General features: G+C 33.2%; 21 protein-coding genes. 1 reads left to right on the top strand and 20 read right to left on the bottom strand.

Annotated features, from left to right (window positions below; translation table 11 throughout):
* The 20 genes from QLS31_RS10975 to QLS31_RS10880 all read right to left on the bottom strand — a co-directional run.
* Positions 1-247: helix-turn-helix domain-containing protein (locus QLS31_RS10975; protein ID WP_282743897.1), on the bottom strand; the 247-nt coding region annotated here is incomplete at its 3' end.
* An 80-nt stretch (positions 248-327) separates the two neighbouring features.
* Positions 328-2,736: an alpha-ketoacid dehydrogenase subunit alpha/beta gene (locus tag QLS31_RS10970; protein ID WP_282743896.1), complete on the bottom strand. Its 2,409-nt coding sequence runs from the start codon at positions 2,734-2,736 to the stop codon at positions 328-330.
* A gap of 186 nt (positions 2,737-2,922) precedes the next feature.
* Positions 2,923-5,670, bottom strand: coding sequence for an aminopeptidase (locus tag QLS31_RS10965; protein WP_282743899.1), 2,748 nt, complete (start codon positions 5,668-5,670; stop codon positions 2,923-2,925).
* 191 nt (positions 5,671-5,861) lie between these two features.
* The gene (locus QLS31_RS10960) at positions 5,862-6,590 is read right to left on the bottom strand and encodes a TIGR00730 family Rossman fold protein (RefSeq protein WP_099715326.1); all 729 of its coding nucleotides are present in this window, start codon (positions 6,588-6,590) and stop codon (positions 5,862-5,864) included.
* A gap of 272 nt (positions 6,591-6,862) precedes the next feature.
* Complete coding sequence (locus tag QLS31_RS10955; RefSeq protein WP_282743898.1) at positions 6,863-7,102, bottom strand: DUF559 domain-containing protein; 240 nt, start codon at positions 7,100-7,102, stop codon at positions 6,863-6,865.
* Positions 7,103-7,111: 9 nt separating this feature from the next.
* Positions 7,112-7,303 carry a hypothetical protein gene (locus QLS31_RS10950; RefSeq protein ID WP_282743895.1) on the bottom strand — a complete coding sequence of 64 codons (192 nt, stop codon included), beginning with the start codon at positions 7,301-7,303 and terminating at the stop codon, positions 7,112-7,114.
* Positions 7,304-7,458: 155 nt separating this feature from the next.
* A complete protein-coding gene (gene uvrA, locus QLS31_RS10945) occupies positions 7,459-10,290 on the bottom strand; it encodes an excinuclease ABC subunit UvrA (RefSeq protein ID WP_282743894.1) in 2,832 nt (943 codons plus the stop codon).
* Positions 10,291-10,449: 159 nt separating this feature from the next.
* Entirely contained in the window at positions 10,450-10,740 is a 291-nt protein-coding gene (locus QLS31_RS10940) for a hypothetical protein (RefSeq protein ID WP_282743893.1), read from the bottom strand.
* Positions 10,741-10,793: 53 nt separating this feature from the next.
* Complete coding sequence (locus tag QLS31_RS10935; RefSeq protein WP_282743892.1) at positions 10,794-11,420, bottom strand: hypothetical protein; 627 nt, start codon at positions 11,418-11,420, stop codon at positions 10,794-10,796.
* An 88-nt stretch (positions 11,421-11,508) separates the two neighbouring features.
* Positions 11,509-12,090: a hypothetical protein gene (locus QLS31_RS10930; RefSeq protein ID WP_282743891.1), complete on the bottom strand. Its 582-nt coding sequence runs from the start codon at positions 12,088-12,090 to the stop codon at positions 11,509-11,511.
* Positions 12,090-12,662, bottom strand: a complete 573-nt coding sequence (locus QLS31_RS10925) for a hypothetical protein (RefSeq protein ID WP_282743890.1) — start codon at positions 12,660-12,662, stop codon at positions 12,090-12,092. The genes QLS31_RS10930 and QLS31_RS10925 overlap by 1 nt, the downstream gene beginning before the upstream one ends.
* 15 nt (positions 12,663-12,677) lie before the next feature.
* Positions 12,678-12,929, bottom strand: coding sequence for a hypothetical protein (locus QLS31_RS10920; protein WP_282743888.1), 252 nt, complete (start codon positions 12,927-12,929; stop codon positions 12,678-12,680).
* A gap of 125 nt (positions 12,930-13,054) precedes the next feature.
* Entirely contained in the window at positions 13,055-16,048 is a 2,994-nt protein-coding gene (locus QLS31_RS10915; RefSeq protein WP_282743886.1) for a histidine kinase, read from the bottom strand.
* Positions 16,032-16,781 (bottom strand): LytTR family DNA-binding domain-containing protein, encoded by a 750-nt coding sequence (locus QLS31_RS10910; protein WP_282743885.1) that lies wholly within the window; start codon positions 16,779-16,781, stop codon positions 16,032-16,034. The genes QLS31_RS10915 and QLS31_RS10910 overlap by 17 nt, the downstream gene beginning before the upstream one ends.
* 171 nt (positions 16,782-16,952) lie before the next feature.
* A complete protein-coding gene (locus tag QLS31_RS10905; protein WP_282743884.1) occupies positions 16,953-17,906 on the bottom strand; it encodes a Fic family protein in 954 nt (317 codons plus the stop codon).
* 61 nt (positions 17,907-17,967) lie between these two features.
* Positions 17,968-19,752, bottom strand: a complete 1,785-nt coding sequence (locus tag QLS31_RS10900) for a chloride channel protein (RefSeq protein WP_282743883.1) — start codon at positions 19,750-19,752, stop codon at positions 17,968-17,970.
* Positions 19,753-19,795: 43 nt separating this feature from the next.
* Positions 19,796-20,464: a DNA alkylation repair protein gene (locus QLS31_RS10895; protein ID WP_282743882.1), complete on the bottom strand. Its 669-nt coding sequence runs from the start codon at positions 20,462-20,464 to the stop codon at positions 19,796-19,798.
* 40 nt (positions 20,465-20,504) lie between these two features.
* On the bottom strand, positions 20,505-22,190 hold the full coding sequence (gene ggt, locus QLS31_RS10890) for a gamma-glutamyltransferase (protein WP_282743881.1): 1,686 nt from the start codon (positions 22,188-22,190) through the stop codon (positions 20,505-20,507).
* Between the two features lie 14 nt (positions 22,191-22,204).
* Complete coding sequence (gene ggt / locus QLS31_RS10885) at positions 22,205-23,890, bottom strand: gamma-glutamyltransferase (RefSeq protein ID WP_282743880.1); 1,686 nt, start codon at positions 23,888-23,890, stop codon at positions 22,205-22,207.
* Positions 23,887-24,471, bottom strand: a complete 585-nt coding sequence (locus QLS31_RS10880; protein ID WP_282743879.1) for an acyl carrier protein phosphodiesterase — start codon at positions 24,469-24,471, stop codon at positions 23,887-23,889. The genes ggt (QLS31_RS10885) and QLS31_RS10880 overlap by 4 nt, the downstream gene beginning before the upstream one ends.
* Before the next feature lie 119 nt (positions 24,472-24,590).
* Between QLS31_RS10880 and glmM the strand changes: the two genes are divergently transcribed.
* On the top strand, positions 24,591-25,979 hold the full coding sequence (gene glmM / locus QLS31_RS10875) for a phosphoglucosamine mutase (protein ID WP_282713395.1): 1,389 nt from the start codon (positions 24,591-24,593) through the stop codon (positions 25,977-25,979).
* The last annotated feature ends 59 nt before the right edge of the window (positions 25,980-26,038 follow it).

Raw genomic sequence — 26,038 nt, 5'->3', positions numbered from 1 at the left:
TCAAGGAAAGAGATTCCTTTTCTATGGTTTTGAGTACTTTTAACTTAAATTCAGCGGAATAACTTTGATTTATTCGTGGTAATAAACCAATTTCACCATAAGCCTTATAAAAACTGATCCACTTACGAATATTCCATCTTGGAATCTGCTTCAATTTTGAAACATATCCATCTGTGAAATGTTGTTTTAAAACTAATTCTACACATTCTAACTTAAATGCATAATCATATTTTACTTTTTTTTCCATAAAAATGCCCCAAATAGTGTCTAACTTTTTGGGGCATGTTCATGAATTTTATCTGGCTTTTTAATTTTTTATTGATGTTCTTAATACAAATTTGGATATTTCGAAGGATTAACTTCGTTCATCATTGCATAGACTTTTTCAAAAATATCTTCTGCAGAAGGTTTTGAGAAATAGTCTCCGTCTGTTCCATAAGCAGGTCTGTGTGCTTTTGCAGTTAAGGTTTGCGGTTTACTGTCTAAATAGTTATAGGCGTCTTGATGCTCAATTATTTGTTGTAAAATATAAGCTGAAGCTCCCCCTGGAACATCTTCGTCAATAACTAGTAAGCGATTTGTTTTAGCAATACTTTTTACCACATCTTGGTTGATGTCAAATGGTAGTAAAGACTGTAAATCGATAATCTCACAATCAATGCCTACTTCAAGAAGCTCATTTGCTGCTTGTTGCACTAATCGCAATGTTGAACCGTATGAAACTAATGTAATATCAGTACCTTCTTTCAACGTTTCCACAACACCTATTGGAGTTTTGAATTCGCCATAGTTCAACGGCATTTTTTCTTTCAATCGGTAACCATTTAGGCATTCGATTACTAAAGCGGGTTCATCACATTCTAACAAACTGTTATAAAATCCTGCTGCTTGAGTCATATTTCTAGGGACTAATACATGAATTCCTCGTATGGCATTTATTATCATTCCCATAGGAGAACCGGAATGCCAGATTCCTTCTAAACGATGACCACGGGTACGAATGATTAATGGCGCTTTTTGTTTTCCAACAGTACGGTAGCGTAGTGTTGCTAAATCATCACTCATGATTTGTATTGCGTACAATAAATAATCTAAATATTGAATTTCGGCAATAGGACGTAAGCCTCTTAAAGCCATTCCTATACCTTGACCAATTATGGTTGCTTCACGAATTCCAACATCGGCAACACGTAATTCTCCATATTTTTCCTGCATTCCTTCTAAACCTTGATTTACGTCACCAATATTTCCGGCATCTTCACCAAAAATTAATGTTTCAGGATATTTTGTAAAAATAGCATCAAAGTTATCACGTAAAATCATGCGGCCATCCGTATCTTCTTTGGCATTTTCTGGATATACCGGAAGCACTTTTTCTACAGAAAAAACATTTAAATCTGTTTCTGAAAATAAGTTACTGCTAAATTTTTCCTGCGTAGTTTTAGTATAAAAACTGATCCATTGTGACAATTCTTCTTTACTGTTTTCATTTAGGATTAAGCGTAAAACTTTACGTGCTGTAACTAGAATTTCCTTTTTCAACGGTGATTTAATACTATTTAAATCAGATGTGAATTGTAAAATTCTATCTTTATTTTTACTGGTTTCAGCTATTTTTTCTAATAATCCCACCAGTTGTTTTTGCTCTTCAATAATAGGTTCAATAAATGCATTCCAAGCTGCTTTTTTACCTTCTAAAACATCTTTTTTGGCTTGAGCATCAATAGCATCAATTTCTTCTGGTGACGCAATATTGATGGCAATCATCCATAATTTCATTTGGCGGATACAATCAAAATCTCTTTCCCATGCCAAACGATTTGCATCTTTATATCTTTCATGAGAACCTGAACTAGAATGTCCTTGTGGTTGTGTCAATTCATTTACGTGAATTAAAACAGGAATGTGGTTTTCTCGGGCAATATCAGCAGCTTTTTCATAAGTAGCAATTAAGTCAGCATAATCCCAACCTTTTACTTTCAATATTTCATAGCCATTGCTCCCATTTTCTCTTTGGTATCCTTTTAAAATCTCAGAGATATTTTCTTTAGTAGTTTGGTGTTTTGCATGTACAGAAATTCCATACTCATCATCCCAAACACTCATAACCATAGGCACTTGTAATACACCTGCAGCATTTATGGTTTCAAAAAATAAACCTTCAGAAGTACTTGCATTTCCTATTGTTCCCCATGCAATCTCATTTCCTTCATTAGAAAAATTAGCCGCATTTGGTATTCCAGAAACTTGTCTGTATATTTTTGAAGCTTGTGCAAGTCCTAATAATCTTGGCATTTGTCCAGCCGTTGGAGAAATATCAGCACTTGAGTTTTTTTGTTTTGTTAAGTTTTTCCAAGTTCCGTCTTCGTTTAAACTATGAGTGGCAAAGTGACCGCCCATTTGTCTTCCTGCTGACATTGGCTCTTGTTCAACATCTGTATGACCATATAAACCTGCAAAAAATTGTTGCACGGTTAATTCTCCAATAGCCATCATAAAAGTTTGATCACGATAATACCCGGAACGGAAGTCACCATTTTTAAAGGCTTTCGCCATGGCTAATTGTGGTACTTCTTTTCCATCACCAAAAATGCCAAATTTAGCCTTTCCAGTCAATACTTCTTTACGTCCTAAAAGACTGCATTCTCTACTGATTATAGCTAATTTATAGTCATTCAGTACCTCGATTTTGAAATCTTCAAATGTCAATGTAGTATTGGTTTTTTCTTTTATCATAATTGAAAAGTATAACTTTGTGGGGCAAATTTACTTAAAAACTAGCTATTTTCATAATTCATTAAAAAAAATATAATTTAATTATTGCAATTTATTCTAATAAAAAGAACTTTATTTTTTTGTTATATGTAATTTTAAATTCATTTTAATGAGAATAGTTTAATGAATAATGAAAATTATATTGGATTAGAACCATTTTCGATTAAAAAGATTGATTAATGTTTTAGGCGAAAAAGTAACTATAAATCGTACTTTCTCGTTATAATTATTTTGCGCTATTTCCCATCCATTATTCGAATATACAGGAAAATACAGCTCAAAGTAATCTGTTACAAGGTTCAAGCGAATACCGCTGTCGTATAAAAACTTTGCATTTTGGCTTTTATTTTTAATAAAACCGACATCTCCATAAATTTCTATCCAGTTCCATACACTCACACTTGCATTTAAACTGGTAATCCATCTATTAGCATACGGAGTATCCATTTTTGATTTAAAACCACCTTCTGCCATTATGAATTGTTGACTGTAAAAACCAGCGCTTTCTGATCGTCCAAAATAATTATAATCAAACAAATAATCAGTAGGTCTGTCTGATGCGAAACTAAAAAAATCTGATTCAGTTTTATTATATAAAAAACTTCCCGCATAGAATCGCAAATTAATTTGACGATTGTTTTCAAAAAGCTTTCGATATTCTATTTCGCCATTTACTTTTCCAAATTCTCCTGAAATCTGAATATCAGAACTAAAATTGAAATGATTCGTTACTTCGGTTTTTGTATTTACATAGCGTGCATCAAAAATGGAATAATTAGATGGAGCATTGTTCATGGTAAAAGCGCTTTTTTCCCTGTTTACAATAACTTGTCGCAAAAGAATCAGTTGTTTTCTGTTGTCTCTAAAATTAGGTTCGCGAATTCGCAATTGAACCGTAGGATTTAGTCTAAAGTAAGAAGCATCTTGCGCATAATGAAAGTAAGAGCCGCTAACAGAATATTTTACATTATAAAGTGTGCTGTTTCTATAATTTTGATTGACTACAAATGAAGCTGATCCAGATAAATTATTAGATTTAGTAGAGTAGGATGGATTGATGTCAAATGTGAATGGCTTGTCTAAAATAGTTTTATTATGCAATCGTATTCCGGGAGTTATTCCGTCGTATAAATTATAATATATAGACGGAACATATAAAACTTGATTGTAATAAGGATCTTCTAAATCTTTTAAAAACACAAACTTAACCGGACGATTATTCGGAAAAAAACCATCTAGTTTTTTCCAGTTATTTCTTAAATTATATTCAGGGACTTCATTCTTTAAATTTAAAATAATTTTATCTGCACCATTTCTCGGAAACGTAAAAGTGCTGTCGCATTCTTCAATATTCAGCCATTGTTTAAAAACTACCGCGCCTTTTTTTGTACCATAAACAGGGATGGGAATAGGAGTTTCTGTCTTGTTTATTACTGAAAAAGTGATGCTGTCTTTGGTTTTTTTAACGCTGGAAAATTTATAGTCAATAATAGCTCTGGAGTTAATAATGGTATTGAAAAACCAATTAATGTCTTTATCGGTATTTGATTTTAATATAGTTTCAAAATCAGCTCTGGAAACTTGTTTGATCTGATTTTGATTGTAAAATTGTTTGATACTGGCAGGTACAGCATCATTTTGTAAATAATCATCTAAAAATCGAATGCTTAATCCGGAACGATATTTACTGGCAATTTGTTCATTGAATTTTATCAACGTGTTTTTTGGATCTCCAAGTGCCTGATCCAGATTTTTTCGAGCCATCAGCATATAGAAATAACTATATTGATCATTAAAACCAATGTTGGCAATATTATAACTCTTCAATAGTCGGAGGTTAGACACACTTCCCATCATTTTAGTATTTGGGTGATTTTCATCCATATACTTCATCATGGCATAGACTTGCAAACCATCATATATCCAGTTGTCTTTTCGGGGGTCTAATTGTAAACTTGTTTTTAAATATTCATTCAGATAGGTTTTCAGAAATTTAATTTCAAAAAGAAATTCATCCGAAAAGGGACTTATAAAAGACGGAAGCTGATTCAAGCCATAAAAAGGATTTCTCTCATAATCCGTTTGAGAAACAATAATCTTTTCATGTGGATATTTTCCAATTAAATCGTTTGCAAAATTCACAATTCGATCGATTACAATCGCTTTTTGAATATTATCTAATTTATTGTTTCTTAAATCGGTCAGTACTTCAACAGCACTATTTGTATAACTTTCAAAATGGCTTTTTGGCTCAATGATAAGATTGAAATCGACTCTGTTATTTCCCGATAATTTATAATTTATAAAAGGGTCATTAACACTTGATTTACTGCTTTTTAAATCAGAAATAGCTTCGAAATTTTTAGGTGTTTTTAAATCAATATCAAAACTTGAATTAGCATTGGCAATATCATCTAAATTGGTATTGCTGTAGCGTATAAAATCATGATTTTCATAACGGGCTGGGGTAAGAAACCAGTTTTTAAGGTGTATAATTCCGTTATTATTGTATCCGTATTTTGTGAATTTATCGCTGGGAATTTTAGTTAGATAAGTCAGCTGCAAAACAATTTTTTGATTCGGAAGTAAATTTTGGCTTAATTTAATTTCAATCAAATCAGGATTTCTATCTGGTCTTTCCCACGATAAAACCAATTTATTTGCGTCTAAAATGATTACATTTTTCGTGCTTCCACGCTCTTCTTCTTTCGCTAAGTGAAAACCTCTGTAAAACTCATCAGAAAAACGTTTGGCTAAAGGAGTGTTTTTAGTAGAAAAAGCATTATTCCAATCGTTCAGTACAATGGAGGTTAACGTATCGTTTGACTGATTAAAAAAAGTAATTTGTTGTTGAATATTCAACGTTTTATTCTCCGTATTTAACTCAGCCGTTATATCAGAATGATGTTGTGCATATTGCTTTACTGAAAATAATAAAACAAGAGCATAAAACGTAATTTTAAAGAATGAGTTCAAATTCAGGTATTAATTTATTAAAAAAATAAATATACTTTTTTTTAGAATAAAACGCTATAAAAATAGTCTAATTAACATAAAAAAAAGCTGTTGATTAGACAGCTTTTTTGTTAAAAATTAGGGGTTAAATCGTATTTTTTATAGAACTTATCCAGCACATCAACCACTTCATCTTCAGTATCCACAATTTTGAATAAATTCAAATCTTCGGCACTTACGGTATGTTCTTTTTCTATTAAAACTGTTTTTATCCATTCAATTAATCCCGACCAAAAACTGGTCCCAACCAATATAATAGGGAATTTTGCGATTTTTTTTGTTTGAATCAAAGTAATCGCTTCAAACAACTCATCCATGGTTCCAAAACCTCCTGGCATCACCACAAATCCTTGGGAATATTTAACAAACATTACTTTTCGAACGAAGAAATAATCAAAATTCAAGTTTTTATCGCTGTCAATATACGGGTTGAAATGTTGCTCAAAAGGCAATTCAATATTCAATCCCACCGATGTTCCTCCACCCAAATGTGCGCCTTTATTTCCCGCTTCCATAATTCCCGGCCCACCACCAGTAATCACACCGTAGCCTGCTTTACTTATTTTGTAGGCAATTTTTTCTGCCAATAAATAATTAGGATCTTCGGGTTTTGTTCTGGCAGATCCAAAAATACTCACACACGGACCAATACGTCCCATACTTTCATAACCGTTTACAAACTCGGCCATAATTTTAAAAATCGCCCAACTATCATTGGTTCTAATCTCGTTCCAAGTCTTTCTTTTTAATCGGTCTTGGATTACTTTATCCTCATCATTATCAAAATCTTCTAATCTCATATTCTCTATTTTATAATCTTATTTTTTTTGGAGCTAATTCCTGCTATCCTTTTCAATCTTAATCGCCGAACCCCGGCTCATAAGGATTTTTACTGCTATCTGGGCTAATACTCTTAATACTAAAGTAATTCTTTTTTCAAAAACTGCACCATATAACTCTTCTTAATTTTTATAATTTCTACATGAAGTTCCTTTTGCACTTGGTTGTCATTAAGCTTTTCCCCTCATTTGGAGGGGTGCCCGAAGGGTGGGGTGGTTTTATTATCTAAATTTCAGCTAATAGCCTCTTTATTTCCAAATTCTACAACAATATATTTTTCTAGTTCCTCCATCACATTATTCAAATCATGTTTTACCCTTAAATCCGAAATTTTATAAACTTTTAATCCTAAAGAAACGAGATAATCTTCTCTTTTTTGATCGTACTCTTCTTTGTTGTCGTGGCTCGAACCGTCAATTTCGACTACTAATCCTAGAGTTTTTACATAAAAATCTACAATATAATTGCCAATGATTCTTTGTCAGTCAAAATCTATTTTCCAGAATATCCCTTTATGTACTTGCAACCAAAAAATGACTTCTGATAGCACACCTGCTTTACGCAATGCTCGAGATCTAGCTTTTAGTTTGATGTTATAGGGTAAGTCTACAATAAAATTTCTATAAATGGGCTGGGTGTTTATATAGGCTGTTATTTCTCTATTGTTTTCCATAGAATTTGTTTTTATTCCACTCCTTTGGATGTATTGTCATTAATGGTAGGGACTTTTTTTTGGCTTAATTTACAGAAAAATGTTAATTGTAGCGAAAATGAAAGTAAATAAAAAAAAACACCCCGCCCTCCAGGCACCCCTCCAAAGGAGGGGAATTAAAGTAACTCTTTTTTCAAAAACTGCGCCGTATAGCTCTTCTTAATTTTTATAATTTCTTCGGGAGTTCCTTTGGCAATAAGTTGTCCGCCGCCTTTTCCTCCTTCAGGTCCAATGTCTATAATGTAGTCGGCCAGTTTAATCACATCCATATTATGCTCGATAATCAATATCGTATTTCCTTTGTCAACCAGTTTATTAATCACCTCCATCAACACTCGAATGTCTTCAAAATGCAAGCCTGTTGTAGGTTCGTCCAGAATATAAAACGTATTTCCAGTATCTTTTTTAGATAATTCTCCTGCCAGTTTAATACGTTGTGCTTCACCACCAGAAAGTGTCGTGCTTTGTTGGCCAAGTGTAATATAGCCCAAACCAACATCCTGAATGGTTTTTACTTTTCTGTAAATTTTCGGAATCATTTCAAAAAACGGAACCGCTTCATCCACCGTCATATTCAACACATCCGAAATTGATTTTCCTTTATATCGAATCTCCAGTGTTTCCCTGTTAAAACGCTTTCCTTGACAAGTTTCGCATTCTACATAAACATCGGGTAAAAAGTTCATCTCAATCGTGCGTACTCCAGAACCTTCACAGGTTTCGCAACGTCCGCCTTTGACATTAAAACTAAATCGTCCCGCTTTATATCCGCGAATCATACTTTCAGAAGTCATCGTAAAAAGATTTCTGATTTCGGTGAAAACTTCGGTATAAGTTGCCGGATTTGAACGTGGTGTTCTCCCAATCGGGCTTTGGTCAATATCAATCACTTTATCGATATGTTCCAATCCTTCTATTTTTTTATACGGTTGCGGTTTCTTGACACCGTTGAAATAATACGCGTTCAAAATAGGGTAGAGTGTTTCATTAATCAACGTTGATTTTCCACTTCCCGAAACTCCGGTCACACAAATCATTTTACCCAAAGGTAATTCTATCGAAACATTTTTCAAGTTATTTCCTGTTGCACCAGTCAGTTTTAAAAACTTCCCATTTCCCTCACGGCGCTTTGCAGGAACCTCGATTTTCATTTCGCCGTTCATATACATCGCTGTAATAGTATGATGTTTCAGAATTTCAGCAGGCGTTCCTTTGCTGATGATTTCGCCTCCATATTTTCCTGCTTTTGGTCCAATGTCAATCACATAATCCGCACGTTCAATCATGTCTTTATCGTGTTCCACCACAATTACAGAGTTTCCAATATCGCGTAATTGTTCCAAAGAATGAATCAGTTTATCATTATCTCTCTGGTGCAAACCAATACTTGGCTCATCCAGAATATACAAAACACCAACCAACTGCGAACCAATTTGTGTTGCCAAACGGATGCGTTGTGCTTCACCACCCGAAAGTGATTTGGAGCTTCGGCTTAAAGCCAAATAATCCAAACCTACATTCATCAAAAAGTTTAATCGGTCCTTAATCTCTTTGATTACTTCAGTAGCGATAATTTTTTGTTTATCAGATAAATGGTTTTCTAAATCCAAAAACCAAGCGGTCAAATCCGAAATGTCCATATCGCACAATTCGGTAATATTTTTTTCATTGATTTTAAAGAATAGCGCCTCTTTTTTCAAACGGGAACCTTCACAAACCGGACATTTTATTTCGTCCATGAATTCCTTTGCCCAACGTTTTATGGTTGTAGAACCGCTTTCGTCATGTTGGTTTTTTATGAAATGCGAAATCCCTTCAAAATCAATTTTGTATTCTCTGGCAACTCCTAAATCTTTGGAGTTGATGGTGAATTTTTCTTTTCCGCCATTCAAAATCATTTCCATTGCTTCAGCTGGAATGGTTTCCACAGCATCCGTCAATTTGAAACCATATTTTTCTCCAATAATTTCCAATTGCTTAAAAATCCAAGAGGATTTGTATTCGCCCAAAGGAGCAAAACCACCCGCTTTTATCGATAATTTCGGGTTTGGAATTATCTTTTTGGTGTTGATTTCGTTTACCGTCCCTAAACCGTTGCAATGGTCACAAGCGCCTTTTGGCGAATTGAAAGAAAATAAATTGGGTTCTGGATTTTGATAGGAAATTCCGGTAGTTGGACACATCAAATTCCTACTGAAAAAACGAACTTCATTTGAATCTTGGTCTAAAACCATCAACACATTTTCACCGTGATGCATGGCAGTGTTAATGCTTTCTGTCAAACGTTTTTCATTGTCAGCAGTATCTTCAATAATCATGCGGTCCACTACAATTTCGATATCATGTGTTTTGTAACGGTCGAGTTTCATCCCTAAAGTAATATCCAACACATCACCGTTTACACGAACTTTAAGGAATCCTTGCTTGGCAATTTGTTGAAAAAGTTCAGCATAATGTCCTTTACGAGCACGAATAACTGGAGCCAAAATATTGATTCGTTTTCCTGAAAAATCCTGAATAATCAAATCCTTGATTTGCTCATCAGAATAAGAAACCATTTTCTCGCCGGTGTTGTAGCTATAGGCATCAGCGCCACGAGCGTACAATAAACGGAGGAAATCGTAAATTTCTGTAATCGTTCCTACGGTGGAACGCGGACTTTTACTGGTTGTTTTTTGTTCAATAGCAATTACAGGAGAAAGTCCATCAATTTTATCTACATCAGGACGTTCTAAACCACCCAGAAATTGACGTGCATAAGCAGAAAAAGTTTCTACATAACGGCGTTGGCCTTCGGCATAAATGGTATCGAAAGCTAAGGAGGATTTCCCAGATCCAGAAAGACCGGTAATTACAACCAGCTTTTCACGAGGAATGGAAATATCTATATTTTTTAAGTTGTGCACACGAGCGCCTTGAACTTCAATGGTATTTTCTTTGTCTAGCATGTTTTTTATAAATTCCGAATGGTCGGAAGCAAAGTTACCATTTTGATTTATTCTTTCGATAGAACAGTTTAGAAGATTGTGTTAAAAAGGGGTACAAAAAAACGCTAATTATAGAGTTAGCGTTTTTTGTTTGTTAAGATAATTTTTAAATACTAATTACTATTGTTTTATAATGAGTTTTCCATATTTGCTCCAATAAATTTCTTTTTGATTAATTATTTCTACGGTGTTATTTGGATCATCATTTACCATATATAAATTATCAGCAGTTTTTATAAGATTGAATATCTTTCCTCCAGCATCAATAATGATTAGCTTTTCTGTATCAATTTGACCGCAAAATCCAAACGAATTACAAGTTCTGCCTTTTACAAAACTATCATTAAAAGATTTACAATTGGGAAAGTTCAGAATTATAAGCAAAGTTATTAAAAACATTTTTTTATTCATTTTTTTGTTTTTTAGTGTTACACTCTGTTGATTGGATAAAATTCGGTATAATTTTATTTGCACAACCGTAAAAGTCTATCAGGATATACCATCTGAAAAGGAATATTTTCTTTTTCCTTTTCATAAATAAATTTTCTGACAGATAATACTTGATAGGTACATTCAGGTTGTTTATCATATATATTATCATAAAAATCAATTGTTTTAACACAAAAACCTGATGAATCCATAAATTCAAAACGGTTTTTGTTTTCTAAAATATCAGGTTCATTTGATGATCTTTTATTGTAATTAGGTTCATTTGCGTGATAACCTTTAAGATTTTCATACCCTAGAATGTCAATAATTCTAATCTTTTCATCATCTTCGATGCCATTTTTATTAGTTACTTTGATTGTAAAAATCTGAAATTTGTTTAAATCAAGTTTAGACATAAACTCGCCAGTAAGTGTAGGTTCAGAATCTAGCATTCCACTAATATGAGCGAAATCAATAACTTTTTTGTTTGCTAATGAAGTATCATATGGTTTTGTATCTTCTTTTTGGAGATTAAGATTTTTATTTTCCTCTACTGTAACATGGATTTTGCTTTTATTTAAGTTCCTTTTATTTTCATTGTTGCAGGATAGAAAAGTTAGTAATGTTATTAAAACTAATATTTGATTTTTTGTGTTTTTCATAAAATAAGAAGATGTTAATTTGAAAGATGTTTGATGAAATTGAACAAGGAGATTTTAAAAAAGTAACTTTTTAGCTTGTAAATGATTTCTATTCTAGAAGTCCAACACCATACTTATTTAGCAAGAACTCTTGGAAGTCTTCAATTAATGTGAGGTCTTTATTAATTCTTAAAGTATCTAAACATTTTACTAATGCTCCGACATCATTTTTAGCTCTATATTCATGTACGTATCGATAGTGAGAAATATTTTTAGAATTAACATATTTTTTCAGTTGATTAATTTCATTTTGAACCATTTGGATTGAATCTTTTTCTAATCTGTTTAAAATTACTTTTTGCTTATTTAATTTATTCATCGCTGATATTAAGTAATAATGATTTCCACTAAATAAAGCATTTGATGCAATTTTTGAATGTTCTTCTTTTTTTTCCATAACGTAATTCTTAATTTTTTTTATTTTTTCTACCCTTTGATCGATTAAGTATTTCGATACTTTTTGCTCATTAATTGTATCGAATAGTTTTAAATCTACTAATTCATAGCTACCAGGGTCATTAAAGTTTTTTTCTACATATTTATCAATTGCATTTTTTATTTTACTCTCTTGAGAGCAAGAAATAAATAGAAAAGAGATAATTATTAAGGAAAGATATAAGTGATTCTTCATTATTTTTCTATTACATTTTCGGCTACTTTAATAAAGGTACCTGCTTGCGGAGCAATGGCCTTTATTGCGTTACTGACAACTCTATTAATAGCTGCTTCATTAAGTCTAAATTCATTAAATTCATATTTCTCAACAAAATTATATACTGGATCAAAAACGGGAATTCCTTTGACAAATAGTTGGCGTTGAAAACCAACATTTACGTATTTGTTTTTCTTTCCAAAAATCACATAATCCCTTTCTCCCTCATAAGTTTCTTTATAAGGAATAACATTAACAAAATAATCTTTTTCAAATTCTATAGATGCTTCTTTTTTTCCTTTATCATAAGATTCTCTTTCAATAATAATACACTTGTTCTTTAATTCAAGAATTTGCTCATTTAAAACAGAGACTTTTTCGTCAAGTTTTCTATTGACCTCGTAATCAATGTTAGATTTCACATTACCTAATTCAATAGATAATTTTTCTTTATCATGGATTAGTTTAGTTTGAATATTCTTAAAAAAAATTATCCAAACTAATGTCGTTAAAACTAAAGTGCTTATTATTGATGCAATAATGATTTCCATATTATTTGTTTTATTTTACAATGCCGGTGAATGTTTCCCTTTTCCACTACCATTAGGATGTCTTGGGCAAGAATTAGCGGTTAAACTAGATATGCTAGATGCCGATGTACCACAATACTTGCAGCTGTATTTTGATTTTTCAGAACCCTCGTAAAGACTGTGTTTGCCTTTGCTTGGACCTAGTGGGTGACGCGGACAAGAATTTGCTGTCAAGCTAGAAATACTAGAGCTTTTTGATCCGCAATTGACACAATAAAAATTGGACATATTTGTCTGTTGTTTGATTGTTAAGATTCAAATCTAAAAAACTAAAAAACAATAAAAAACCCCAAAACGTAATATGGGGTTTCTGTCCTATAAATCGGGTATTCTATGCTATGATTTTTTTTAGCTTAAATTAGGATTAGGATTTTTACAACAGTTCCGTTTGCTGAAAAATTAATTTTTATGGGATCAAAATTTTTGGGTTGCATAATGTGTAGGCGTTCTTTGGCAATTGCAATACCTTTAGAAATATGCGTTTTTGTTATTTTTGTATCGCCTTTTCCGTTGTCGGAAATTAGGATTTGCATTATGTTTTTATCAATGATGATAAATTCAACTTTAAAAGTAGGATGGAGAGATTCCTCATCAAAAGCGTGTTTGAAAATATTTTCTACAAACGGCTGTAACAACATTGTTGGGATTTCGGCACGGGCTTTGTTGATGGAGTCATCAACTAGTATTTGATATTGAATGCGATTATCAAAGCGTTGGTTCTCTATAGTAATATAAGTCTCTAAATATTCGATTTCATCCTCGATTGTGATGGTTTGTTTAGCCGAATTGTTTAATGTTTGTCGCATCAAACTTGCAAATTCACTAATGTAAATAGCGGAATTATGAGCGTCTTTATTAAAGACAAAATTTTGTATCGTATTCAGAGCATTGAATGTAAAATGAGGATTCATCTGACTCAATAATGCTTCAAGTTTTGATTTCGCAATAATTTTTTCGGTAATGGCTTCGTTTTCAGATTTTTGTTTAGCTTTTCTTTTTGTCCATAAAATTACAATCATTGTACTTAAAATCCCTATAATGAAAATTAAACTCACAAACCATCCCGTTTTCCAGAAAGGCGGTTGAATACTGATTTTTAAAATGTCGAAACGCAATGTTTTCCCTGCATTCAAATCTAAAACTTCAATTTCTAAATGATAGGTATCATTGGGCAAATAAGACAAGTAAACAAAAGGTTTCTCTGAATAGGGACTCCAACGATTTGTCTTGTTTAATCGATATCTGAATTTTAATTTGTTAGCGAAAGAATGTCCTTTTGGGACAAAATCTACAGCAATAGTATTGTGCTCATAATCACAAACCAATTGGTCAAAAGCATAAGAAAACCAACGAAAATGGGATTGATTTATAGGAACAGAATTTATGGAAATTGCTCTGATTTCGATACTAGAAACAGTGCTTTTATTTGCTGTAAGTTTATCTAAATTTATCGTGTAAAATCCTTTTTTTGTGCCTAGCCACAATTGGTTCTCAAAAATATGCGAACTGCTAATCGCAGCATCTTTGAATCCTTGCTCTTTATCGAATAATTGAATGATTCCGTTTTTGTAAATGTTGATTCCTTTTTCGGTTCCAATAAAAATAAAATCCTTGTAACTTTCAAGAAAGGTTATGGTATTCCCAATAATCTGATTTTTTGGAATTATTTTGAGTATTCGAAATGAGTTAGAAACATCGATTACGGTAACAGCACCAAATTCTGAAGCGATGATTAGGTTACCTTTTTTGTTTTTGGTGATGAATTTTAGTTTGCTTTCTTTCCAAATATTATCCTTTAACAACGAATGAAATTTCTTGTTTTGATGCACAAACAGTCCTTGAAACACCGAAATCAAATAGGTTTTATCAGTAGTATTTAAAATTCCAACTATATCCAAAGGCGTATTTTTATCAAATTCCGAAAAGTGTTTGGCTTTCAAACGATACACATCATCATACACCCGAACGCCAGCATACGGAATAGTTTCTATGAATTGATTGTCATTGGTAAACCCAATTTTGTAACTGTGAATGGGAAAATAATTAATGATTTTACCTTCAAAATTCATTTCGAAAACACCAATATTACTGGTAATCAATAATGATTCTTGATGTTTTAGGATTTCATAAAACTCGATTTCGGTTGCTGGAATGTTGTAATTTAATTCATAAAAACCATCCTCGTGCGTGGGTAATCTTTGTTTTGAATTTTTAATATATTCAATTTCAACATTTTTAAAATCAGATAATGAAATTATTTTTGAAATAGAATTTTTAGCATCCAAAAACGAAATTCCATCTTGATGAAGTAGTATTTTTTGAGTTTCTAAAGTTTCAAAGTCAACAATGGTTTTGTCCCCAAACGGATTGTAATCAATGGTTTTGTCCAATTGAATTTCGTAAATTCCCTTGTCTTTTGAGCCTACATAAAGGATGTCTTTTTTTGGGCTGTACACAACATTCAACAAATTTTTGGAATCAATTCCGTATTGTTCTGAAATGTTTATCATTTGATTATTGGCAATCGAATAAAGTCCGCCACTTACATCAAAAACGCCCCAAGTTGCTGCATAAAACGTAAGATTTTTGTCTTTTGTAAAATCCCAAACTATAGTTTTCCCTATTTTTTTAGAAGTTGTTTTTCCTGAAATTAAATCTTGAATTTTGAAACTGTCCACAAATCCTTTATTCCCGCTAAAAATGGTATTGTCGTAAAATCCTAAACTATAAGCAAATTGATATTTATAAACCGGCTTGATTACGGGAATATTATTTTTATAAACGATTTTAAAAAGGCCTTCATTTATCGCTGAAAAATATACTTCATTGTTGTAAACAAAAAAATCAGAAACTAAGAAAACACCGAAATGAGGTAAAATCCCTTTTGGAACTGTAAGTTTATTGGTCTTGATATCGATAATGGCAACACCCAATTCTGTACCTACGTAAATATTGTTTTTGTGAGTCAATAATTTTCGAGTTCTATCAATTGGCAAACCATTTTTATGGTTGAAAACCGTAAATTTTCTACCATCAAATTTGTAAACGCCACCACCATAACTGGCAAACCACATTGCGCTGTTTGCATCTTGAGTAATATCCCAACAACTATTATTTGTTATAGCATTTGGAAGTATAAGATTGGTAAAACTACCATTTTCTAATTTCGAAATTCCATTTTCAGTACCAATCCATAAATCAGCGTTTTTATCTAAATATAGTGATCGAACGGCATTGTTAGGCAAACCCTCTGCAGTGGTATAATTTTTTGAAGGCTTGAATTGAGCATTCGAAAAGAAACTGCTTAAAAATAAAAAAAGGAATAAAAAATTAATTCGAAATTGCATCCATTAATTCTGTTTTGTTGTAAAATTTTTCAGAAACTTTCACGGTACAACCATTGTTCATTTTTAAACTAAAATTTTTACTGTTATAAAATTCCACCATTTTTTTATTGATTATTGCACTGCCACTGACTTTCAAAAAAACAGTTTCAGGAAGCAATTGAAGCATTTCTTTTAATGATTTTGTTACTACAATGGTTTCTTTGATGGTTTCAATTTTACATTTTCCGTTACCGTTTTCCGTTTCACAGCTAATAATATCCGAAACCAATGCTACTTTAAAACCGTCGTTATTCGGAAAAACAATGGATTTTTTGTCGCCGTTTAAATTGTTTTTTAAAACCTCAATCCGATTGATACTATTGGCTAACTCTATTTTGTTTTCAAATCGCTCAACAATTGATTTGATATTAAGTGGATTAATTGGTTTCATTAAGTAATTTAAAGCACTAATCTCAATCGCTTTAGTAAATTGATTGGCGTGTCCTGTTACAAAAACAATTTCAAAAGGTATTGTAGAGAAATGATTGACCAATTCAAAACCATTCTTTTCAGGCATATCAATATCTAAAAAAACTAAATCAGGTTTGTTTGTTTCGATAGAAATAATAGCCGTATCAACAGAACTACATAGGTCTAAAATCTGAATTTTATCATCGCTGTAGATTTTACAAAAACTATGAATGAGTTCTCTGGATTTTAGATCATCATCAACGATGATTGCTTTTATTATCATGTAATAGAAAAATTTTTGAATTATTGAACTGTTAAAAAAAATTATACTGAAATGTCTTATTTATATAAATTCCGAATGGTCGGAAGCAAAGTTACCATTTTGATTTATTCTTTCGATAGAACAGTTTAGAAGATTGTGTTAAAAAGGGGTATAAAAAAACGCTAATTAGAGTTAGCGTTTTCTTTTTCGGGTTGCCATATAATCTTCAACGGCTTCTCTGGTCGTTAGCCAGTTTCTAGCTTCTTTGTAAGCATCAATTTTTCCTGTTCTAGCCAATAAACTAATGTATTCTTGACCGTAAGGCATATTAGGTTCTTGAACTAAATTTGAAATTGCTACATATTCTTTGTCATTTCCGGGTAAAGCATTAATGTAAATATTGAGTGTCCTTTCAAGAGATTGACACATCAAAAGGGTTAATTTTTGATAATTACCACCATTAGCTTGGTTAAGAGCTTCATAATATTTCTTCCTGTCATTTTTCAAGATTATGGCAGGCGGAAAACCAGAACGCATCAACAATAAATTCATTGCCAACCGAACCGTGCGACCATTTCCATCAAAGAAAGGATGTATCCAAACTAATTTATGATGAAAAACGGTTGCAAGCTCAATATCATTAAGCTGCAAAGGATTTGTATTGATGAAATCAATCAATTCATCCAATAAATCCGGAACTTTATTTGCATTTGGTGGGGTAAAATTAGCGCCTGTAATGCGAACACCCCCATTACGAATACGTCCTGCAAAGTCATCTTCGATAGAACGCAAAACTAAACCATGCAAAGATAAAATATCTATACTCCTTAAATTGTAATCGTCATCTACGATAGAATATAAGTAGTCAATGGCTTTATCATGGTTGTGAGTTTCAAAATGTTCTCTAAGCGATTTACCTTTAATGGTGATACCTTCTTGAATAACCATTTGTGTCTCTCGAAGGCTCATTGTATTTCCTTCAATACTATTAGAGTTATAGGTCCATTCAATGGAAAGGCTTTCCCTGATTTTATGTAAGGCGATATTTGGCAATGGTCTGCTGGTTTGCAGAACTTGCTTTTTTTCATACAATCTTTCAAAAGTTGTTTGAAATTCTTCTCTATAGTTTACGTCTATCTTCCACATAACCACAAAGGTACTTCTTATTATCGGATATTTTACATTTAAACGCTATCCGATATTAAAATTATTCAATCGTCATCGATTTTAGTTTTGTTCGATAAGCTTCAAGCGCAACAGATTTGGAAATAAAACCGTAATATTTCCCTTCTTTGAGAACGGGTAAGAATGCTTTTTTTGATTTTTCAAACTTATTCATGACCATTTCCATGCTGTCATCAGGAGAAATGATTTCTGCAGGTTCTATCATTATTTCTCTAACCAAAGTGTATTTAACTCGGTAATTATTAAATATTATTTCTCGAATATCATTAAAATGAACAATACCTAATAAGTTTTGTTCTGTATCAACTACCGCAAATATCACTTGGTTGGAGTGAGAAATGAGATCAACGAGTTTTTCTAAATTTTCATTAGGGGAAACCGTTAAATAGTCGGTTTGTATAATAGAAGTGGTCTCTAAAGTCGAAAGGATATTAGTGTCTTTATTGCTGGTAAATGCATGGCCTTTTTTGGCTAAATTCTTAACATCCATCGAATGTTTTTCAAATCGTTTTGAAATTGCAAAACTAATGGAAGCCACAATCATCAAAGGAATCATCAAGTTATATCCACCTGTAATCTCTGCAATTAAGAATATTGCAGTCAAAGGCGCATGAAACAAACCACTTAAAATCCCCGCCATTCCAACCAATGTAAAATTACTAACAGGCAATTTAGTAAGTCCAGTGAGATTTATAAATTTGGAAAAAAAGAAACCAACATAAGATCCCAAAAATAGCGAAGGAGCAAAATTCCCTCCGTTTCCACCGCTGCCTAAAGTGATTCCTGTTGCAAAAACTTTCAGCATCATAGTCAATCCTACAAATACCAATAAAGCCCAACTATTGTCTCGAAAACCACTGAATAATGTGTTTTCCAATAATTTCCCCGGATCATTGTCTGATAATGTTTTGATGCTTTCGTAACCTTCTCCAAAAAGCGTTGGGAAAATAAAAATAAGAATGGCTAAAATCGAAGAACCAAGCAACGCTTTTTTATAAGGTGATAATTTTAGTCTTGCAAAAAAATGCTCTACTCTCTGAAAATTTCGGGAATAATAAACAGAAATAAACCCGGTAAACAAACCTAAAAGGATATAAAAAACAATGTTATGATAATCAAAACTTTGTTGCTGTTTGAACGAAAGTAAAATTTCTTCATCTAATGCAATTACAGAGACCAAAGCACCAGTGGCAGCAGCAATCATAATGGGAGTAAATGCTGCAATACTCACATCCACCAATAGTACTTCGATAGCAAATAAAACCCCGGCAATAGGCGCATTAAAAGCAGCGGCAATTCCCGCAGCAACACCGCAACCTATGAGAAGCGTTCGGTCTTTATAACTTAATTTATATTTTTGTGCATAGTTTGAACCAAACGCGGCTCCTGTAATGACAATAGGACTTTCTAAACCTGCAGAGCCGCCTAAACCAACAGTTAACGAACTGGTTACGATTTGGGCATACATTTGTTTTTTTGGAATAATACTCGCTTTTTTTGCAACAGCATATAAAATTTGTGATGTTCCTTTTTGGATAGTTCCTCCCAAAACTCTTTTGACAACAAAAACAGTAAGCAAAATACCAATTATCGGCAAGATACTATTAATGAATCCCAATTTTAAAATTCCACTGACATAAGTAGCAAAAGAAAATACCCAGTGTGCAAAGGTTTTTAAAACGATAACAGCAAAAGCTGCAGAAATACCAACCAAAACCGCCGATAAAAATATAAATTGCTTGGGCGTCAACATGGATTGTGCAAAAGCTATTATGGTTTCTAATTTCGAAATATATTTTTTGAACATGATACTTTTTAAAAGGGGGTGCAAAACTACTATTATTTTAATTTCAACAAATATTTTTCAACGCTTCTTTTACACTTAATGGTTTTAAATTACTGTTTTCTACAAACTGCCTTACAATTTCGGGATTTGACTTTGCATATTCCCGTAACGCCCAACCAATTGCTTTTTGAATGAAAAACTCCTTAGAATGAGCTTGTTTAAGACATTCTGAGAATAAAAAATCAGCATTCGTTTTTTGTTTGTAACCCAATTGAAATAAAATAGCACTTCGGTTCAACCACATATTTTCTGAACTTGAAAATCGTTCTATTACATTTTTGGTTTCTAAGGGAAATTCCAACAGATATTCTCCTAAAATGTACTTAGCAATCGTATCAATGCTATCCCACCAAGAATTATTTAGTATCAATTTTTCAATAAGTTGGATATCTTCTTTTATATAATTCCCCTTGAGTTCTTTTATCAAAATTTCAATCGCACAATAATGAAATTCCCGTTCTGGTTTTGAATATAGATCTAGTGCTATTACTCTTGCGTTTGCTGAAACCTCGTTTTTGTTTTCTTTCCAAATTTCCTTAAAAATACGTCTTCGTTCTTCCGTTTTTATTCCAAAAAAAGGAAAGTTATTCTTCATGTATTTTGCCATCGCAAAGGCATTTTCAGGATTTTTATTTGCTGTAAAATCGGTTTCTAAGGCAAATATAAAGTTCATAAATAGTAAATTTGTCGTTATCTTGAGCGCCGCCGAAAGATTAAAATCCAACTGCTTTATCGTCTCCTCTAAAATCAGCACCACCTTCGAGTTTTTTATTTGGTAAAACCAAAATAGCATCAACTTTTCCTATTACTGGTGTTGTTTTTTCATTGATAAGATATCCTTTTGATTTCAAGGTTTCAAAGGTTTTTGTATCGAATGTATTGGGTTCGAAAGTGATTAAATCCGGTAACCATTGGTGGTGAAAACGTGGTGCATTTACCGCTTCTTGCATACTCAAATGATACTCATAAACATTTAATATTGTTTGTAATACTGATGTAATAATCGTAGAACCACCGGGAGAACCCACAACCATAAATAATTTTCCGTTTTTCTCAACAATTGTTGGTGTCATGGAACTCAACATTCTTTTTTGCGGTGCAATGCTATTGGCTTCATTTCCTACTAATCCAAACATATTCGGTTCACCCGGTTTGGCACTGAAATCATCCATTTCATTGTTGAGGAAAAAGCCTAATTCATCACAGTAATATTTAGAACCATAACCGTCGTTTAATGTTGTAGTTGACGAAACTGCATTGCCGAACTGATCTACAATCGAATAATGGGTAGTCTCTGTACTTTCATTATAATTTACTTTTCCTTCTTTTATTTCCGATGATAAAGTGGCTTTTTCAAAACTAAAATTTGACATTCTTTGTTTCAAATAATCATCTGCCATTAAAGCTTTCAAAGGAATTTTCACAAAATCTGGATCTCCCAAATAATAGCTTCTGTCGGCATAGGCTCTTCTTTCAGCTTCTACAATAACTTGAATGGCTTCTGTTGAGTTATGTCCCATTTTAGTCAGGTCGAAAGGTGCTATCATTTTGAATATTTCAGCCAAGCATATTCCGCCACTGCTGGGTGGAGGCATAGAGATTACCTTTAAATCTTTGTAACCAAAAGTAAGCGGCGTTCTCCATTTGGCTTCGTATTTATTCAAATCTTCCAAAGTGATTATCGCTCCTTTTTGCTGAAGGTATTTGACTAATATTTTAGCAGTTTCTCCTTTGTAAAATTCATCTCTGCCATTTTTTGAAATTCTTTTTAAGGTAGTTGCCAGCGCAGGATATTTGATGATATCATTTTCTTTGAAAGAAGTTGCAAATAATGTTTTATTGCCATTTACTTTTATGATTTTGTCGCGATACGCAGCTAATCTATCTTCTTGTTTTTTGGTAACAATAACCCCTCTTTCTGCTAACTCAATTACTGGTTTCAGAATTTCTTCGATAGGCAAGGAACCCAATTTTTCATGAACTGCAAAAACACCGGCAATTGTTCCGGGAACCCCTATGGCAAGAGGAGATTCTGTGCTTTTTCCTTTAATGACATTTCCTTTTTCGTCCAGAAACAAATCTTTTGTAGCTGCCAATGGTGCTTTTTCTCGATAATCTAAAGAACCAGTTTCTCCGTTTGCTTTTCGATACACCATAAAACCGCCACCTCCAAGATTTCCTGCAAACGGATAGGCAACAGCCAAAGCCAATTCGGTTGCCACCATTGCATCAAAAGCATTGCCACCTTTTTTCATGATTTCAACTCCAATTTTTGAAGCTTCTTCACGTGCCGAAACAACCATTGCTTCATTAGCAACAAGTCCTGTGGGTTGAACCACTACATTTTGGGTTTTACAACCAATAGAAAGAACACTCAATAGAATAATAATTTTTTTCATTCGAATAGTAAAATTTAAAAACCAACGGCTTTATTATCGCCTCTTTTGTCTGCGCCACCTTCCAATTTTCCATTTGGCAACATCAAAATCGCATCAACTTCACCAATGATTTCTTTGTTTTTTTCATTGATTAAATATCCTTTTTTCTTCAAATTAGTTAATAATTCTTTATCAAATGAATTCGGTTCAAAAGTAATTTCATCCGGTAGCCACTGATGATGAAAACGTGGCGCATTTACTGCTTCTTGCATACTCATATCAAATTCATACACATTCAATATCGTTTGCAACACCGATGTGATAATGGTGGAACCTCCCGGCGTACCTACAACCATGAACAGTTTATTGTCTTTTTCAACAATCGTTGGTGTCATGGAACTCAACATTCTTTTTCCGGGAGCAATACTATTGGCTTCACTTCCAGTCAATCCGTATAAATTAGGAACACCAGGTTTGGCACTAAAATCGTCCATTTGATTATTCAAAAAGAAACCCAATTCATCACAATATATTTTAGAACCATAATTATCATTTAAAGTAGTCGTTGCCGAAACTGCATTTCCTTTTGAATCCACAATTGAATAATGCGTAGTTTGGTTGCTTTCATATCCTTTGATTGTTCCATGGGCAATATCCGAGGATTTTGAAGCTGTATCGAATGAAAAATCACTCATTCTTTTTTCTAAATAGGATGGACTTAGTAATTCTTTTACTGGAAGTTTTACAAAATCTGGATCACCCAAGAAATAATTCCTGTCAGCATACGCTCTTCGTTCTGCTTCTGTAATTACTTGAATCGTTTTTACGCTGTTGTGTCCCATTTGCGATAGGTTGAATGGCTCTATCATTTTCATGATTTGATTCAGACAAATTCCGCCACTGCTTGGAGGTGACATAGAAGTGATTTTTAAATTTTTATACTGAAAAGTAATTGGAGTTCTCCATTTAGCATTATAACTGTTCAAATCTTCTAATGTGGCATTTCCGCCTTTTTTGGCAAGAAAAGCAACTAATTTTTGAGCTGTTTCTCCTTTATAAAATTCGTCCCGACCGTTTATGGCAATTCGTTTTAATGTTGCTGCTAATGCGGTATATTTTATCGTGTCATTCTCTTTATATGCTCTAGAAAACAAACTATTCTTGCCATTGCTTTTGATAAAGGAAGCGCTGTAATAAGCCAAACTTTCGGCTTGAAATTTTGTGACAACAACACCTCTTTCGGCCAAGGCAATTACAGGTTCCAGAATTTCATTGATGGGTAAAGAGCCATATTTTTTGTGGACTTCAAATATTCCTGCAATCGTACCTGGAATTCCCGATGCCAAAGCCGTTGCAGTACTTTTTCCTTCAATTACATTTCCTTTTGTATTCAAGTACATGTCTTTTGTGGCTGCTAAAGGTGCTTTTTCTCTATAATCGATAGCTCCAGTTTCACCATTTGCTTTTCTGAAAACCATAAAACCACCACCGCCAATATTTCCTGCCTGTGGATGTGAAACTGCTAATGCCAGTTCCGTGGCAACCATCGCGTCAAAAGCATTTCCACCTTTTTTCATGATTTCCACTCCAATCTGTGAAGCTTCTTCACGGGCGGATACTACCATAACTTTTGAAGTTACTAAACCAGTTGGTTCTACCGTTTTTTCATTCGATTTGCAACCTAAAATGGTAAAGGCAAGCAGAAAAAGTATTTTTTTCATAAAGTGATTATTTTAGTATTCGAAAATAGGATTAATTCTTGAAAGAAATTGGTGAATTCCTCTTCAAATTCTAAATAAAATTCAGAAAGTTCATTGGTAGCAAACCGCATTTTAGATTCGTTTTTGGTTCGTTGATCCATTTGCGTCAAAATGCGATGGATTCCCTCGATTGTTTGATAACTCACCAGCCAATTGTGTTCAATCATATAGGGCATCATTCCCTTAGTTCTTTCCGAAAGAATACTGTGATTATCGTGTAATGATTGGTAAAAGCGTTCTACAAATTCTTCTAATTTTTCATCGGAATACTTATTCCAGTTTTTAGCTAAAAAATGATCATAAAAAACATCCACAATTACACCTGCGTAATGATGGTATTTTTCATGAAGGCGTTTGGTGCTTTGTCTAAAAATGGGATGAGCGTCGGTGAATGTATCAATGGAGCGATGTAAAATGATTCCTTTCTGAATGTCTAAAGGATAACTTTCAAAATGTTTCCCCCGAATTCCATCGGCCATGAAATTACCAATTTTGATTAAATCATTATCACCGGAAAGATAGATGTGTGCTAGAAAATTCATTCGCCTAATTTAGGAATTTAAATGATGAATTTTGAATTCTAAATGACTTTTATAAACCGTCAATTATTATATTTGTGAGCAATTTAAAATTTATAATTCAAAAATTAAAATAATAATCAATGACTTTAATAAAATCAATATCGGGAATTCGTGGAACAATAGGAGGTAAAGTTGGGGATAACCTGACACCTGTTGATGCAGTTAAATTTGCTTCGGCGTATGGAACTTGGTTGAAAAAATATATTGGAAAAGAAAAAATTACTGTTGTTGTAGGTCGTGACGCCCGTATTTCGGGACCAATGATTCACAATTTGGTGGTAAATACTTTAATTGGTTTAGGAATTGATGTGATTGATTTGGGGCTTTCGACAACGCCAACTGTTGAAGTGGCCGTTCCGTTAGAAAAAGCCGAAGGTGGAATTATTCTTACTGCTTCGCACAATCCAAAACAATGGAATGCTTTGAAATTATTGAACGAAAAAGGAGAATTCCTGAATGGCGAAGAAGGACTAAAAATTCTTGAAATTGCAGAAGCGGAAGCTTTCGATTTCTCGGATGTGGATGATTTGGGAACCATTATGATTAATGATGCATACATGGATATTCATATTGATGAAGTATTGAACTTGCCTTTAGTAGATGTTGATGCAGTAAAAGCAGCTAAATTTAAAGTGGTTGTTGATGGTGTAAACTCTTCAGGTGGAATTATTATCCCAAGATTACTGGAATTAATGGGCGTTGAAGTGGTCGAATTATACTGTGAGCCAAACGGACATTTTCCTCATAATCCAGAACCATTGAAAGAACATTTGACTGATATTTCAGAATTGGTTGTCAAAGAAAAAGCTGATTTAGGAATCGTAGTTGATCCTGATGTGGATCGTTTGGCTTTCATTTGCGAAGACGGTGAAATGTTTGGTGAAGAATATACTTTGGTGGCTTGTGCCGATTATGTATTGAGTAAAACACCGGGAAATACGGTTTCGAATATGTCGTCTTCCCGTGCATTGCGTGATGTGACCAACTTACATAACGGAAGCTATGAAGCCAGTGCCGTAGGAGAGGTAAATGTAGTGGAATTGATGAAAAAGAATAATGCTGTAATAGGTGGTGAAGGAAACGGTGGAATCATTTATCCGGAACTGCATTACGGACGTGATAGTTTGGTAGGAGTGGCGTTGTTTTTAACGCATTTAGCTAACAAAAAAATGACTGTTTCTGCTTTACGTGCTTCGTATCCGGAATATTATATGAGCAAAAACAAAATCGAATTAACGCCACAAATTGATGTGGATGCGATTCTAGTTGCCATGACGGAGAAATACAAAAATGAAGATATTACAACCATTGACGGTGTGAAAATTGATTTTGCTGAAAATTGGGTTCATTTAAGAAAATCGAATACTGAACCTATTATTCGTATTTATACCGAAGCGGCTTCACAGGAAAAAGCAGATGCTTTGGCATTACGAATCATTGACGAAATAAAAGCAATTGCCGGAATATAATATAGTATTTCTTCATATAACAAAACCCTTTCGAATTCTATTTTGAAAGGGTTTTGTTT

Source organism: Flavobacterium sp. XS2P24, from assembly GCF_030010285.1.
GTDB lineage: Bacteria > Bacteroidota > Bacteroidia > Flavobacteriales > Flavobacteriaceae > Flavobacterium > Flavobacterium algoritolerans.
Note: the sequence above shows the minus strand (reverse complement) of the source record. Positions and strands in the feature narration are given on the sequence as shown.

What these genes read in the sequence shown, in the direction of transcription:
- QLS31_RS10970 (WP_282743896.1), bottom strand. Translation starts at nt 2,736, where the DNA reads ATGATAAAAGAAAAAACCAATACTACATTGACATTTGAAGATTTCAAA.
- QLS31_RS10960 (WP_099715326.1), bottom strand. Translation starts at nt 6,590, where the DNA reads ATGAGATTAGAAGATTTTGATAATGATGAGGATAAAGTAATCCAAGAC.
- QLS31_RS10950 (WP_282743895.1), bottom strand. Translation starts at nt 7,303, where the DNA reads ATGGAAAACAATAGAGAAATAACAGCCTATATAAACACCCAGCCCATT.
- uvrA (WP_282743894.1), bottom strand. Translation starts at nt 10,290, where the DNA reads ATGCTAGACAAAGAAAATACCATTGAAGTTCAAGGCGCTCGTGTGCAC.
- QLS31_RS10940 (WP_282743893.1), bottom strand. Translation starts at nt 10,740, where the DNA reads ATGAATAAAAAAATGTTTTTAATAACTTTGCTTATAATTCTGAACTTT.
- QLS31_RS10935 (WP_282743892.1), bottom strand. Translation starts at nt 11,420, where the DNA reads ATGAAAAACACAAAAAATCAAATATTAGTTTTAATAACATTACTAACT.
- QLS31_RS10930 (WP_282743891.1), bottom strand. Translation starts at nt 12,090, where the DNA reads ATGAAGAATCACTTATATCTTTCCTTAATAATTATCTCTTTTCTATTT.
- QLS31_RS10925 (WP_282743890.1), bottom strand. Translation starts at nt 12,662, where the DNA reads ATGGAAATCATTATTGCATCAATAATAAGCACTTTAGTTTTAACGACA.
- QLS31_RS10920 (WP_282743888.1), bottom strand. Translation starts at nt 12,929, where the DNA reads ATGTCCAATTTTTATTGTGTCAATTGCGGATCAAAAAGCTCTAGTATT.
- QLS31_RS10915 (WP_282743886.1), bottom strand. Translation starts at nt 16,048, where the DNA reads ATGCAATTTCGAATTAATTTTTTATTCCTTTTTTTATTTTTAAGCAGT.
- QLS31_RS10910 (WP_282743885.1), bottom strand. Translation starts at nt 16,781, where the DNA reads ATGATAATAAAAGCAATCATCGTTGATGATGATCTAAAATCCAGAGAA.
- QLS31_RS10905 (WP_282743884.1), bottom strand. Translation starts at nt 17,906, where the DNA reads ATGTGGAAGATAGACGTAAACTATAGAGAAGAATTTCAAACAACTTTT.
- QLS31_RS10900 (WP_282743883.1), bottom strand. Translation starts at nt 19,752, where the DNA reads ATGTTCAAAAAATATATTTCGAAATTAGAAACCATAATAGCTTTTGCA.
- QLS31_RS10895 (WP_282743882.1), bottom strand. Translation starts at nt 20,464, where the DNA reads ATGAACTTTATATTTGCCTTAGAAACCGATTTTACAGCAAATAAAAAT.
- ggt (WP_282743881.1), bottom strand. Translation starts at nt 22,190, where the DNA reads ATGAAAAAAATTATTATTCTATTGAGTGTTCTTTCTATTGGTTGTAAA.
- ggt (WP_282743880.1), bottom strand. Translation starts at nt 23,890, where the DNA reads ATGAAAAAAATACTTTTTCTGCTTGCCTTTACCATTTTAGGTTGCAAA.
- QLS31_RS10880 (WP_282743879.1), bottom strand. Translation starts at nt 24,471, where the DNA reads ATGAATTTTCTAGCACACATCTATCTTTCCGGTGATAATGATTTAATC.
- glmM (WP_282713395.1), top strand. Translation starts at nt 24,591, where the DNA reads ATGACTTTAATAAAATCAATATCGGGAATTCGTGGAACAATAGGAGGT.